The organism is Nonomuraea africana (assembly GCF_014873535.1).
In the GTDB taxonomy this organism is placed as follows: domain Bacteria; phylum Actinomycetota; class Actinomycetes; order Streptosporangiales; family Streptosporangiaceae; genus Nonomuraea; species Nonomuraea africana.
In genome coordinates this window covers 4991389-5004301 of record NZ_JADBEF010000001.1, presented here as the reverse complement: position 1 = coordinate 5004301, position 12913 = coordinate 4991389, and the positions used below count along the sequence as shown (strand labels likewise).

The 12913-nt window shown below is 68.2% G+C and carries 14 protein-coding genes; 9 read left to right on the top strand and 5 right to left on the bottom strand.

The features are described 5' to 3' along the window. Positions 1 to 33 precede the first annotated feature (33 nt). A complete protein-coding gene (locus tag H4W81_RS23585) occupies positions 34 to 498 on the top strand; it encodes a GNAT family N-acetyltransferase (protein ID WP_192776820.1) in 465 nt (154 codons plus the stop codon). Between the two features lie 251 nt (positions 499 to 749). Here H4W81_RS23585 and H4W81_RS23580 read toward each other — a convergent pair whose 3' ends face one another. Beyond that, on the bottom strand, positions 750 to 896 hold the full coding sequence (locus H4W81_RS23580; protein ID WP_192776819.1) for a hypothetical protein: 147 nt from the start codon (positions 894 to 896) through the stop codon (positions 750 to 752). 85 nt (positions 897 to 981) lie between these two features. Then, entirely contained in the window at positions 982 to 2346 is a 1365-nt protein-coding gene (locus tag H4W81_RS23575) for a glycosyl hydrolase family 28-related protein (protein ID WP_192776818.1), read from the bottom strand. Between the two features lie 265 nt (positions 2347 to 2611). Here H4W81_RS23575 and H4W81_RS23570 point away from each other — a divergent pair, with 265 nt between their 5' ends. From H4W81_RS23570 to H4W81_RS23555, 4 genes are all read left to right on the top strand, one after another. Continuing rightward, complete coding sequence (locus tag H4W81_RS23570; RefSeq protein WP_192776817.1) at positions 2612 to 3094, top strand: MarR family winged helix-turn-helix transcriptional regulator; 483 nt, start codon at positions 2612 to 2614, stop codon at positions 3092 to 3094. 103 nt (positions 3095 to 3197) lie between these two features. Next, complete coding sequence (locus tag H4W81_RS23565; protein ID WP_192776816.1) at positions 3198 to 4289, top strand: NAD(P)/FAD-dependent oxidoreductase; 1092 nt, start codon at positions 3198 to 3200, stop codon at positions 4287 to 4289. A 1-nt stretch (position 4290) separates the two neighbouring features. Then, a complete protein-coding gene (locus H4W81_RS23560) occupies positions 4291 to 4677 on the top strand; it encodes an aldo/keto reductase (RefSeq protein WP_318781912.1) in 387 nt (128 codons plus the stop codon). 88 nt (positions 4678 to 4765) lie between these two features. Then, complete coding sequence (locus H4W81_RS23555; protein WP_192776815.1) at positions 4766 to 5680, top strand: LLM class flavin-dependent oxidoreductase; 915 nt, start codon at positions 4766 to 4768, stop codon at positions 5678 to 5680. Positions 5681 to 5813: 133 nt separating this feature from the next. Here the strand turns inward: H4W81_RS23555 and H4W81_RS23550 are convergent, their stop codons facing one another. Both H4W81_RS23550 and H4W81_RS23545 read right to left on the bottom strand, forming a co-directional pair. Next, positions 5814 to 6107: an alpha/beta fold hydrolase gene (locus H4W81_RS23550; protein ID WP_225958752.1), complete on the bottom strand. Its 294-nt coding sequence runs from the start codon at positions 6105 to 6107 to the stop codon at positions 5814 to 5816. Continuing rightward, a complete protein-coding gene (locus H4W81_RS23545; RefSeq protein ID WP_192776814.1) occupies positions 6104 to 6685 on the bottom strand; it encodes a TetR/AcrR family transcriptional regulator in 582 nt (193 codons plus the stop codon). The genes H4W81_RS23550 and H4W81_RS23545 overlap by 4 nt, the downstream gene beginning before the upstream one ends. A 340-nt stretch (positions 6686 to 7025) precedes the next feature. On the opposite strand from H4W81_RS23545, the gene H4W81_RS23540 reads away from it, so the two are divergent. The 3 genes from H4W81_RS23540 to H4W81_RS23530 all read left to right on the top strand — a co-directional run bounded on the left by H4W81_RS23540 (position 7026) and on the right by H4W81_RS23530 (position 8453). Then, positions 7026 to 7463 (top strand): MBL fold metallo-hydrolase, encoded by a 438-nt coding sequence (locus H4W81_RS23540; RefSeq protein ID WP_192776813.1) that lies wholly within the window; start codon positions 7026 to 7028, stop codon positions 7461 to 7463. A 325-nt stretch (positions 7464 to 7788) separates the two neighbouring features. Next, positions 7789 to 8226: a VOC family protein gene (locus H4W81_RS23535; RefSeq protein ID WP_225960059.1), complete on the top strand. Its 438-nt coding sequence runs from the start codon at positions 7789 to 7791 to the stop codon at positions 8224 to 8226. Positions 8227 to 8267: 41 nt separating this feature from the next. Beyond that, positions 8268 to 8453 (top strand): hypothetical protein, encoded by a 186-nt coding sequence (locus tag H4W81_RS23530; RefSeq protein WP_192776811.1) that lies wholly within the window; start codon positions 8268 to 8270, stop codon positions 8451 to 8453. A gap of 127 nt (positions 8454 to 8580) precedes the next feature. On the opposite strand, the gene H4W81_RS23525 is transcribed toward H4W81_RS23530, so the two are convergent. Continuing rightward, positions 8581 to 10131, bottom strand: coding sequence for a glycoside hydrolase family 88 protein (locus H4W81_RS23525; RefSeq protein ID WP_318781911.1), 1551 nt, complete (start codon positions 10129 to 10131; stop codon positions 8581 to 8583). A 324-nt stretch (positions 10132 to 10455) separates the two neighbouring features. On the opposite strand from H4W81_RS23525, the gene H4W81_RS23520 reads away from it, so the two are divergent. Next, positions 10456 to 12867, top strand: coding sequence for a PQQ-dependent sugar dehydrogenase (locus tag H4W81_RS23520; RefSeq protein ID WP_192776809.1), 2412 nt, complete (start codon positions 10456 to 10458; stop codon positions 12865 to 12867). Positions 12868 to 12913: the final 46 nt, after the last annotated feature.

Below are 12913 nucleotides of genomic sequence, written 5' to 3'. Positions count from 1 at the left end.
CGTTGTCGGTGCCGCATGCCAGACTCACTCGGCATGAGCGATGGCGTGCGGTTGAGGGATGTCGTGGTGGCTGATCTTGAGGTGTTCCTGGCGCAGGAGCACGATCCCGAGGCCGTCCGGCGCTCGAAGTTCCCTCCACGTGAGCGAGAGGCGTTCCTCCGTCACTGGACCACGCGCATCCTCGGTGACCCAACCGTATTTGCGCAGGCGGTCACGGTGGACGGCGTCCTGGCCGGGAATTTCGTGGCTTGGTGGGAGGGGGACAAACGCTTCATCGGCTACTGGCTCGGCCGCGCGTTCTGGGGCCGGGGCGTCGGCACGCAGGCACTGGCACTGTTCCTGCAACAGGAAAAGGCGCGCCCGCTCTACGCCGACCCCTTCCACGCCAACACCGCCTCCGTGCGGCTCCTGGAGAAGCACGGCTTCCAGCGGAGCGGGACGGTCCGGCACGGCGAAGACGAGCACATCATGCTCGTGCTCCACGATACGGCGACCTAGCGGAGGACATGATCGTGGCGCCGGACGAGAGCACGCCGACTAAGCGCCGCACCCTGTGGCGCTCGAGTCGGACCAGGCCGCAAGCAAAGATCGCTTGGGTGAAGTCGACGTCGCTGGTGAAGGCCACACCGCTCGGCATACAGCCTGAGCCGCCACGCTAGTTCACCCGCGAAACAGGCCGGCATCAGCGCACTGTCCGGTTTGCGGAAGGCCCTAGTGAGGGGCCTTCCGCTTCCCCTCTCGGGGCGTCGCTATCGGCCGGCGGTGCGGTCGGGCAGGCGGTAGTCCGGGTAGTGCGGGCCGGTGGCGGTGACGCTTTCGGCCCACATGTCGACCGCGGCCTGGCCGGCGGTGGCATACCCTGAGCGGTGCCAGTTGTCCGACGGCCATCCCGGCAAGCACTCCTTTGACTCGGATGTCGTCGAGTTCGGGCGCACCGCCTCCCGGGGATGGCCGCCACCGCACGCCGGACGGGAGCCGGGTCTACTGGTTGAGCGCCGTCCACATCCAGCTGCCGCTCACGCGCACGTACAGCCGCTTGGAAACCGTGTCTACCGCCATGGTGCCGTCCAGTGGCGGCCGGGTGAACGAGGCGTCGCTGACGGGACCCGCGACCAGGCGCAGCGGCGGGTTGGGGTGGTTCTTCGCCGGGATGGTGCCGCCGGACTGCCCGCCGACGTTGCCGTAGCAGCCCTCCACCCGGAAGTCGCCGGGACTGCCTGCCTCGTAGTAGATGTGGGAGCCGTTCGGCTTGGTGCCGTACAGGCCCACGACTTCGCGCAGGACCGCGGTCGTGCCGGGGCTGGCATAGAGGATGACGCCGGAGTTCACGGTCGCTGTCGGACCGTTGGCGATCAGCACGTTCTCCAGGGTGCTGGCGATGCCCGCCCAGCGGATGATGTTCTGCGCGGTGGAGTACCCGGCGGCGAAGCCTCCCGCGTACGCGTAGATGTTCGTCGCGTGGACGTGCTTGCAGGACGCGTCGACCTGCAGGTGCGGACCGCCCTGCATCTGGGAGGTCTCGAACTTGCAGTCCGTCAGGTAGATCCCGTTGGGGTTGTTGGTCCTCGCCGGGCCCTGCGTGATCCACAGCGCGCCGGTCCCGAACGCCTCCAGCCGGCAGCCGGTGAAGTGGATCTGGTTGACGTTGTCGGTGCTGTGGCCCCAGGCGCCAGGTGTGGCTGTCGACGTGTTGCGCAGCCAGATGTTCGGGTGGGCGGTGCTGTCGGCGGGGCCGGTGGAGGACTCGATCACCAGGTTGTAGAACCTGGAGTCCCAGAACTCCACGGCGTCGATGCAGATGTCCCGGTTGCTGGTCATGAAGACATCGCGAACGTAGGAGTTGTCGTTGTAGTACAGCTCCAGCAGCAGCCCGGTCTTGCCGTTGCCGTTGAAGCCGAGGTTGTCGACCGAGCAGTAGCGCCGGTGCGTGGCGCCGGTCTTGTCGGCGCCGGCGCCGGACATGCGCAAGAGGATGCCGTCGCCGCCCTTGACGAGCATGGCGGCCTTGCTGCCCGCACCGGACAGGCGGATCCCGTTGCCGGTGACGGTCAGGGCTGGGGTGCCGCCCGACGGCTTGACCAGGTACTTGCCCCCGGGGAAGTACACGGTTCCGCCGCCGGCCGCGGCCGCGGCGTTGATCGCGGCCTGGACCGCCGAGGTGTCGTCGGCGGTTCCGTCGCCCACCGCACCGTGTTCCCTGACGTTGAACCAGTCCGGCCCTACCGTGGCCGCCGCCGCGGCCGGCGTGCTTCCACCGACTAATGCGGCACCGGCCAGCCCGGTGACCGCCCCGGTCAGGAACATGCGGCGCTGTGTGGCGTTCACGGGCAGCTCTGACGTGCTCATTCCGATACCCCTGTCTGCTTGATCATATCGAACAAGTGTGTGGCATCACCGGGTGTGCAGATAACAAGTCCACTCCTGCCGGAACCGGGAGCTGCTCGTCGTGACAAACGGCTCCTTCTGCAACTTGAGGCGATGAAGCATTGACGGGTTCAGGGGCCGTATGGGCACTGCCGGTTCGCGGGAAGCACTCAGCGGCGATGGCTGATGTGCTCATCAGGTAGTTCGCCTCGCGAATTGTAAGACGTTTGAAGGCTACACTGGCCGAGTGGTTAAAGATGATGATGGCCAGATCGGAGTGGTGGCCGCGCTGGTACGGTCGACGTTCTTGGTGAACGCGGTGTACGCCGAGGCCGCCCGGGAATACGGCATCACCTCGCAGCAGGGACAGTTGCTGTGCGTGATGATGGCGCAGCCGTACGGCATGAGCGAGCTGGGCGCGATGCTGGGGCTGGCTAAGTCGAGCCTGACCGGACTGGTGGACCGCACCGAGCGCAACGGCCTGGTCGAGCGCAGACCGGACCCGCAGGACTCGCGGGCGGTGCGGGTCGCGCTCACCCGGAAGGGCGGCAGGCTCGCGGAGGAGTTCTATGTCGAGACCTGCCGGCGCATCGAGCGGCTGACAACGGGTCTCGCCGCCGCCGAACGTGACGTGCTCGCCGGGCTGCTCGGTCGCGTGGTACTGGACAACAAGGTTCCGGTGGTCTTCCTGGAGCCCGACGATGGAGCCCTCGCCGATCGCAAGCACTGAGACCGCCCCGCCGTGTCCGGCGAAGAGAGTTGCAGTTCGTATCACGAACTAATATGGTTCGTGACACGAACTGCAACTCTTTTTGTCGGTAGGGGCGTTAATCATGAGTCGTACAGTCGCGGTCATCGGCGGAGGTTACGGGGGTTCGGCGCTCGCCAAGGCGCTGGACGCCGAGGCGGACGTCATCCTCATTGATCCTCGCGACGCGTTCATCAACTCGGCGGGGTCGTTGCGGGCACTGACCCAGCCCGACTGGGGGAGCAACATGTTCTTCCCCTACGCCGAGTGGCTGACGCGGGGCACGGTGCTGCGCGACCGCGCGGTCTCGGTGGACCCCGGTGGCGTCACCCTTGCCTCGGGTCAGCGTGTCGAGGCCGACTATCTCGTCCTGGCCACCGGCTCCAGCTACACCTACCCGGCCAAGCCCAACGCCGACTCCACCGACGAGGTCCTGGACGACCTCCGCCGAACCCACAAGGAACTGGTCGATGCCGAGCGGGTGCTGATCCTCGGCGCCGGGCCGGTCGGCCTGGAGCTGGCCGGGGAGATCAAGGAGGTCTGGCCGTACAAGCACGTGACCATCGTCGACCCGGCCGAGCAGCTCCTGGCCGACTTCCGGCCGGAGCTGCGCCAGGATCTGCACCGCCAGCTCGACGACCTGGGCATCCAGGTGCGGCTGGGCACCGGCTTGACCGCGCCGCCGCCGACCGAGCCCGGTCAGGCCGAGACCTTCACCGTCACCACCACCGGCGGGGAGGAGATCACCGCCGACATCTGGTTCCGCGCCCACGGCGTGCGGGTCAACAGCGACTACCTCGACGACGGCCGGCTCACGACCCGCACCCCGCAAGGACAGGTCCCCGTCACCGAGACCCTCAACATCCACGGGTACGACCACGTCTACGCGATCGGCGACATCACCGATGTCGCAGAGGCCAAGATGGCCGGGTACGCGATGCAGCACGCCGAGGTGGTGGCGCAGAACATCATCGCCCACCTGCGTGGTGAGCGGCCCACGGCCGCCTACCGGCCCTTGCCCCACCCCATGATCCTGCTCCCGCTCGGACCGCGTGGCGGTGTCGGCCAGCTGCCCACACCCGACGGCCCGGCCGTCGTCCCGGCTGAGACGGTCTCGCAGTACAAGGGCGCCGACCTGTTCACCGGCCGCTTCACCGAGCAGTTCGGGAGCGACTGACGTGTCCCGGCTCGTCCTCGGCACCATGAACTTCGGGCCGGAAACCTCCGAAGAGGACAGTCATACGATCATGGACCGTGCGCACGAGCACGGCAGCTCGCCGCGCTCGGCCGACACGCTCGCCGAACACCGGGAGACCATTGCGGCGTACGAGAAGGTGTGCGCCGATCTCGGCGAGGACCCGGCCCACGTCGGGCTGGCCTGGCTGCTCGCGCAGGACGGCGTGACCGGGCCGATCATCGGGCCACGGACGGCCGAGCAGCTCGACAGCTCGCTCCGCGCGCTGGAGATCACGCTCGACGACGGCACGCTGGCCAAGCTGGACGAGCTGTTCCCGCCGCCTGCGCCGAACGGGGCCAAGCCCGCTTCCGAGGCGTACGCCTGGTGATCAACCATCCGGCGATCACGTCCGAAGTGGCCATGACGCAACGAACGGGCTTTATGTCGAAACACCTCCTCGAATGAAAGGTAGAACGTTGTCTGTACAGGAAATCGTCTTCGGCTTCGGCGCGCATTCCGGCATCGACGAGGTGTCGGAGCTGCTGCGCATGGCTCAGCAGGCCGACCGTGACGGGCTTGACATCTTCTCGCTGTCGGACCATCCCTACATCGGCGGACGCCTGGACGCCTACGCCGCACTCGGATTCATCCTCGGACGTACGCGGCACATCTCCGGCTTCGCCAACGTCACCAACCTGCCGACCCGGCCCGCCCCCATGCTGGCACGGACGGTGACGTCACTGTCGGCGCTGTCGGGCGGCCGCATCGTGCTCGGCATGGGCGCCGGGGGGCTATGGGATCGAATCTCCGACATGGGAGTGCCGCGGCTGTCACCGGGCGATGCCGTGGACGCCTTCGAAGAAGCGATCGTCCTGATCAAGTCGCTGTCGGGTGGCGGTCCGCCGGTCACCTACCAGGGCCGCCACTACCAGGTGGACCAGATCGAACCGGCTCCTGTGGCCGCGCCTCCCGTGTGGACCGGATCGGTCGGCCCGAAATCCCTGGCCGCCACCGGCCGGGTGGCCGACGGCTGGATCCCCGGTCACGCGGCGGATTGGCTCAGCCCGCGATACCGGGTGTCGCGGCAGGTCATCGACGAGGCGGCGGCGGCCGTGGGCCGCGATCCGGGCGAGATCCGCACGGTCTTCAACTTCCCCGGACGCATCACCGACCGGCCGCTGCCTGCCACGCGCGACCGCGACGGCCGCTGGATCGGCGGCTCCGTCGGCCAGTGGGTCGAGGAACTGACCGGAGCCGTGCTGGAGCACGGCGCGTCGGGCTTCACGCTCTTCTCTGCCGATCACTCCGCGCCGGACGTCGTCTTCCTGGGCCGCTGGGCAAGGGAGATCGTCCCAGCCGTGCGCGAAGGGATCGCGAAGGAGAACGGGTGAGCAGGGTAGCGCGGCATATCTGATAGGGAGGCTTCAGAAGACTCAGCGACCGACTATGCCCGCATCATGGACGTGGCCGACCTGATGGGCCGCCTCGGCGCGGGCACCCGCTTCCGTTGTGTGAGCTAGGCGCTCAGTGCCTTGCGGAGCAGTTCGCCGAACTCGGCGGGGTGCGTGCTGAGACCCGCTCCAGCAGCCGGAACGCGTCGTCGGCGTGCTGCGAGACCCGCTGCGGGGCCTCCGGGTCGTCCAACGGGCTGCGGGACAGGCCGCGTGGATCGTAGGACGCGACCGTGTAATCGGCGGCCAGGTCGTCGGCGACGCCGTCAAAGGAGGCCGCATCGCCCGCGCCGCCGGGGATCAGTAACAGGAGCGGGCCCCTTCCGCGTACCTCGTGGTCAGGCTGATCATGATGGGTCTCCTTCACGGGGTGCGTGCGGGCCAACGCTCCAGGAGGGCGTGCAGGGCCTCGAGGCAGCGGATCCAGGAATCGTCTGCCGGGCGCGCGTACGCGAACCCACCCGCGGCCTCGAGGTTGATGAAGCCATGGAGCATGCTGCGCACCAGCCGGACCGCATCGGTCAGATCAGGCTCGTCCAGCGCGTACGCGCGCAGCATGCTGTAGGTCAGCTCGACCGCGCGTCGTGGCCCGGGAGCCCGGGCCACGAGCTCGGGATCGATGTCTATCGGGAGCTGCGTCGCCGTGTACCGGCCCGGGTGGTCGTGGGCGTACGCGCGGTAGGCGTTCGCGAACGCCACCAGCGCATCCTTCCCGGCCCGCCCGGCCGTGGCCTCGGCGATGCGGACGGTCTTCTCGTCCGCCGCCAGCAGCGCGATCCGCCCGCGCAGGTCCTCCAGGTTGCGGACGTGCGCATAGAGACTCGCGTCCTTCACGCCGAGTCGTCGCGCCACCGCCGACATGGTCACGTGGTCGAGCCCGACCTCGTCGGCCAGCTCGGCACCGGCGAGCGTCACCCGGTCCGCCGTCAATCCGGCCCGCGCCACGTGCGCACCCTTTTTCTAGGCATCTTCGGTTAAACCTAACATTCCTAGGTTAACCCTCGGAGCTCAAGGCGGCAAATGCACGTTCTGTGTCACAAGCGGTGGGTGATGGTGAGCATGCCCCCCGGCTAACCGGCCGCGGCCCTCTCGGCGCCGGCCGTGTTCTCTGTCCTGCTCGTAGTAGGCGAGCAGTGCCTGCTTCATCGCCATACTTGATCATGTCTGAAGGCGTGGATCGCCGGCAAAGGCTTGAGGAGCCTGTTCCCGCACCTCGCAGGCGATTGTGATCAGCGACTCTCCGTGAGCTGCTCCCACGCCAGACCCGTCGTACGGCACTGCCGAAGTGGCGTACTGGTCGGGTGCCGCGGCCGCGGGCCCGCATCGGGAATCGGCACGCGAAGCAATCAGACTCTTCGGCGAGCGGCTGCGCCCGTTTCGATATGACGATGAGATCCTGCCGAACGTCCGCACAGTCGAGGCCACGGGCCACACCCCTGGCCACACCGCGATCTTGCTGGAGTCCCGTGGCGAACGCCTCCTCTGCGTCGGAGACACCTTCTACGACCCGCTGCAGCTGACCCACCCCGACTGGTGCACGCCGTGGGATCTCGACGTCCCTCGATCGGCGGTCAGCCGCCGCCGGCTCTTGGCGTGGGCGGCCGACGAGAACCTGCTCGTACACGCCTATCACCTGCCGTTTCCCGGCCTCGGTTCGGTCCGGCGCAAGGGTGAGGCGTTCGTATGGAGCAGCGTCGGAGGTCAACAGCGGCAGGGGTGTTGATGAGAAACGACGGCCAAGCACCCGCAAAGGAGGAGCACCCCCCGCTGGGAAGGGCGACGCGCGGCCGCATGCCGCCGGAGCAGGACCGAAACAGCTGACGAGGTCCAGGTCTGGCCAGGGCGGGTCTTGCTCATCCTGGGGCGTTCCCTGGCTTACCCGTCCGAAAGTTGGACGACCGCCTGCCGATAGTTGAGGCTGCCGCTCCTGGACTTCGGCGGCGAGGGGCGCGAGCGTGGAGGGCAGGACTCCCCCCATGGCACAACACCAGCCCTGGTGGCATACACCTGCCACCGGCATCGAATGGAGAGGATCCGAGGCCGTGGACATGAAGCTCGAGGTCGTGGTGGTGCCGGTCGCCGACGTGGACCGGTCCAAGAACTTCTACAAGGCGCTCGGGTGGCGGGAGGACGCCGACTTCGCCACCGGTGACGACCTCCGGGTGGTGCAGGTGACTCCACCCGGCTCGGGGTGCTCGGTCATCTTCGGCAGCGGGATCACCTCGGCCGCGCCGGGCTCGATGCAGGGCCTGTACCTGATCGTCGACGACATCGAGGCGGCACGGTCCGAGCTCATCGACCGCGGGGCCGACGTGGGTGAGGTGTTCCATGACGAGGGCGGGGTGTGGCACCACGCCGGGACCGTGGGACGGGTGTCCGGCCCGGATCCGGACCGCAAGAGCTACGGCTCTTTCGCCTCGTTCAGTGACCCCGATGGCAACGGCTGGATGCTCCAGGAGGTCACCACCCGCCTTCCGGGCAGGTGACCGGGCCGGAGCATGGTGGTCAGCACAGGAGGAGTACCGAAATGGAAGTGTCCTTTGACTCGGTGGCGGGGCTGGCCGAGGCCCTGCGCCGTGCGGAGGCCGCGCATGGCCGGCACGAGCAGGAGATCGGGCAGCCCGACCCGGACTGGCCGACCTGGTACGCGCAGTACATGGTGCACGAGCAGGCCGGGGACGCCGGTCCGGGGAGCCCGGAAGCGAGCGGGTGAGCACCGGCTACCATGCCTTCTCGGAGTCTGTCGCGCCATGCAGGTGCCCGCCACCGCAGCGGCCTTGCTCGCGGAGCAGGCCGAAACCGGCGCAAAGGTTCCGTTGCGCCGGTCTCTGACGTCGTCTTCAACTGACAGGGCTGGCACCTGTGCGGTGCATCTGTTCGTTCATGATGAGGAAGGCCCCCAGGCCGTGGAAGTCGTTGGTCGGTCTTGCCCGGCTGTAGTAGTAGCTGAGCACGTCGTCCACGTTCGTGCCCTCGCTGATGTCCACGACGTTCGTGCGGCCGTCCGAGCCCAGTGACACCTTGCGCAACACCCCCTCGTAGCCGCGCTCGGCGTTGACCTGGTAGGAGGCGTCGACGTAGCCGCGCTCGACCGAGCGGGAGATCGTGTAGGTGTACATGGCCGAGCACGAGGTCTCGGTCCAGTTGGCGGAGTCGCCGGGCTCGGTGACGATCTGGAACCATCGGCCGGTGGCCGGATCCTGCCAGCGGGCGTAGGCGGGCACCAGTTGACGCAGCATGTCGATCAGCGCCTGCCGCCGCGGGTGGTCGGCCGGGATGATCTCCAGGATCTCGACCGCCGCCATGCCGAACCAGCCGATCGCCCGGCACCAGGAGATGCCGTTGGTGTTGCCGAGCGACGGCTTCACCCACGAGGCGGTGGGCTCGCCCGGCTCGTCGTAGGCGTGGTACAGCAGCCCGTTGCTCCGCCGCAGGTGGCTGAAGTAGACCTCCATCTGCTTGGCCGGCTCGGTGCGGGTGAAGGTGTCGGCCGCGACCCAGGCGCCGTAGCGGGCGAGGAACGGGTTGACCATGAACACGCCGTCGGCCCACAACTGGTCGACCCGGCTGGAGGAGGTGGAGTGCCACCAGCCGCCGTCGGAGGTTCGCGGGTAGGTGTTCAGCCGGTTCCTGATCTTGGCGGCGGCGGTGCGGTAGCGCGACTGGCCCGTCTCCTTGTACAGGGCGAGCAGGATATTGCCCGACTGCATGCTGTCGAGGTTGTTGAAGCTGTTGCCGATGTTGCCGGAGGAGTCGACGAAGCGGTCGGCCCAGTCCTTGATGTACTGCAGGTACCGGGGATCGCCGGTGCGCTGCCAGACGAGGTACTGCCCCCACAGGTACAGGCCGCGGGTGTAACTCCAGCCGCCGAGCGTCCCGGGGGCGTAGCGGGCCATGGTCGACTCGACCACGGCGACGGACCAGTCGGGACCGCTCGGCGTGCCGACAGTCAGGGAGTCGAGGTTGGGGCCGCCGTTGGCGGTGGTGGCGGTCGCTCTGATCGTGTTGGCGCCGGCGGTGAGAGCGGCCTCGACGGTGGTCTGCCGCCAGGAGGTCCAGGGGCCTGTCCCCGGGAACGAGACGCTCCGTAACGGCGTGCCGTTCACCATGATGTCCATGGGCCGGTCGGTCGTGGTGCCGTTGGCGAACCGGAAGGTCAGCGCGGTCGTCTCCGCGGCGGCCGCGTCGACGGTGAACTCCACGTAAGACCCGACCACATTCACATAGTTGACGAAGCCGGTGCCCGTGTATCCGGCGTGGTCGGACTCGACGACGCCCTGGGAGATCGTCGCGTTCTCGGCCTCGTGGACGGTGGCCGCCTCCGAATGAGCGGGCACCGGTTGGAGCAGCAGAGCAGCGGCGGCGATCGCCGCCAGGGTTCTGGTGAACACGGTGACGTCTCCTCGCACCGGTGAGACATCCCATGTATCACCGGCTAGCACTGGGAAGGTGAGGGTTCCCGGGCGCGCTGGAGGCCGGTACGCCCGGGCGACAGATCCAATCTTTCGCCAGAAGAGAGCTACACATGACATACCGCAACCGTTCGCAGTCGTCCAGAGCCAGAGATGACATCGGATCTCTAGACAAGATAGGAGTTAGGAAACCTTCCTAAAAAATGAATCGTTCCAAAGCCCGAAATCCGTTGACGGTCGTGACTTTCTGTGGGAACACGGGGAAAAGCTCCAATCTTTCGCCACCCCGCTTCAAGGAGCACCATGAACTTACGTTGGTCCCGGGCAGCCTGTGCCCTCGTGCTCGCCGCCGGGACGCTCACCGCCTTGACCGCCGCCGCGGCCCACGCCGCTCCCACCCGCTACGAGGCCGAGAACGCCACCGTCGTCCAGGGCGTCGTCGAGTCCAACCACGCGGGCTACTCCGGCACCGGCTTCGTCAACGGCGAGAACGTGGCAGGCAGCTATACGGAATGGACCGTCACCGCCCCCGCCGCCGGCACCGCCACCCTGGCCTTCCGCTACGCCAACGGCACCACCGCCAACCGGCCCGGCGACATCTCCGTCAACGGCACGCTGGTCGCCGACGACCGCGCCTTCAACCCCACCGGCGCCTGGTCCACCTGGGCCACCAGCACCTTCACCGCGCCGCTTCAGGCGGGCGCCAACAAGATCCGCGCCACGGCGGCCGCCGTAGGCGGCAACCCCAACTGGGACTACCTGGACGTGGAGGTCGCCGCCCCCAGCACCGACTACCAGGCGGAGAGCGCCACCATCTCGCAGGGTGTGGTGGAGTCCAACCACGCGGGCTTCACCGGTTCCGGCTTCGTCAACTACGACAACGTGGTGGGCTCCTCCGTGGAGTTCACGGTCAGCGCGGCGACGGCGGGGCCGCAGACGTTGAAGTTCCGCTTCGCCAACGGCACGACCACCAACCGGCCGATGGGCATCTCCGTGAACGGCGGCGCCGCGGTCAACCAGGACTTCCCCGGTACGGGCGCATGGTCGACCTGGCAGGAGCTGTCGGTCACGGCCACGCTGAACGCCGGGGCCAACACGGTCAGAGCGACCGCCACCACCGCCAACGGCGGGCCGAACCTCGACCGGCTGAGCGTCACAGGACCCGGCGACACCGAGAAGCCGACCGCTCCGGGCCAGCCGTCCTGCGGCGAGATCACCCACAACAGCCTCAAGCTCGACTGGGGTCCCTCGACGGACAACATCGGCGTCGTCGCCTATGACATCTTCCACCTGGGCACCCAGATCGGCACCGCGCCCGCTCCGCCGTACACGCTGACCGGGTTGACTCCGGACTTCGCCTACCAGATCTCGGTCTTCGCCAGGGACGCCTCGGGCAACGTCTCGGACAGCAGCCCTGAGGTCAGCTGCCGTACCCAGCCGGCGCCGGCGGACGACCCGCCCAGCCAGCCGGGCCAGCCCGCCGTGTCGGGCGTGCAGCCGACGCAGGCGACCGTCACCTGGGGCGCCTCGACCGACGACAACGGCGTCACCGCCTACCGCATCGTCGACCAGAGCAACGCCCTGCTCAAGGAGGTCACCGGCACGCCGCCCGCGACCACCACGACGGTGCCGCTGGAGTGCAACAAGACCTACCAGGTGCGGGTGATCGCGCGCGACACCGCGGGGCAGCTGTCCACGCCGAGTACGGCCAGTGCCGGCTTCACCACCGGAAGCTGCGGCACCGTGCCGCAGCCGCCGACCACCGTCGTGGGCGGCTGGGACGTCCCCTGGGACATCTCCTGGGCCCCTGACGGCAGCTTCGCCCTGGTGACCGAGCGTGACACCTTCCGGGTCTTCAAGGTGACCCCGAGCGGCACCAGGACGCAGGTCGGCACCGTGCCCAACAGCCAGACCACCGGCGGCGAGGGCGGCCTGATGGGCGTGGCCATGTCGCCGACCTGGAACGGCGGCACCGACCAGGAGGTGTTCTTCATGCACACCTCCTCGGAGGGCAACCGGGTGGCGAAGATGAGCTTCAACGGCACCGCGCTGTCCGGCTACACCTCGATCCTGCAAGGAATCGCCAAGAACAGGTACCACAACGGCGGCCGGCTCAAGTTCGGGCCCGACGGCTACCTGTACCTGACCACCGGCGACGCGCAGCAGACCAGCACCGCGCAGAATCTCTCCTCGCTCAACGGCAAGATCCTGCGCATCACCAAGACCGGCGCGGCCGCCCCCGGCAACCCGTTCAACACCCGGGTCTACAGCTACGGCCACCGCAACCCGCAGGGCATCGCCTGGGACTCCGCCGGCCGCCTGTGGTCGTCGGAGCTGGGCAACTCCTCGCGTGACGAGCTCAACCTGATCCTGCCGGGCAGGAACTACGGCTGGCCGCAGTGCGAGGGCTCCTGCAGCGTCTCCGGCATGACCAATCCCAAGCACACCTGGAGCGTCTCGGAGGCCTCGCCGTCCGGCATCGCGATCGTCAACAACACGATCTTCATGGCGGCCCTGCGCGGCCAGCGCCTGTGGCGGATCGTGCTCAACGGCGAGAACGTCTCGACGGTCAACTCCTACTTCAACGGCACGTACGGCCGGCTGCGCGCCGTGGAGAAGGTGCCCGGCGCGAGCGCGATCTGGTTCGGCTCCACCAACTCCGACAACAACGGCAGCGGCGCGGCCGACGTGATCCGCCGCTCCACCATCCAGTAACCGCCCAGCCCTCGCCCGGCGGCCGCCGCGTCGCGGCCGCCGGGCG

Coding starts and splice junctions, on each gene's coding strand:
- H4W81_RS23585 (WP_192776820.1), top strand. CDS start 34: ATGAGCGATGGCGTGCGGTTGAGGGATGTCGTGGTGGCTGATCTTGAG.
- H4W81_RS23575 (WP_192776818.1), bottom strand. CDS start 2,346: ATGAGCACGTCAGAGCTGCCCGTGAACGCCACACAGCGCCGCATGTTC.
- H4W81_RS23565 (WP_192776816.1), top strand. CDS start 3,198: ATGAGTCGTACAGTCGCGGTCATCGGCGGAGGTTACGGGGGTTCGGCG.
- H4W81_RS23535 (WP_225960059.1), top strand. CDS start 7,789: ATGAAGCTCGAGGTCGTGGTGGTGCCGGTCGCCGACGTGGACCGGTCC.
- H4W81_RS23530 (WP_192776811.1), top strand. CDS start 8,268: ATGGAAGTGTCCTTTGACTCGGTGGCGGGGCTGGCCGAGGCCCTGCGC.
- H4W81_RS23520 (WP_192776809.1), top strand. CDS start 10,456: ATGAACTTACGTTGGTCCCGGGCAGCCTGTGCCCTCGTGCTCGCCGCC.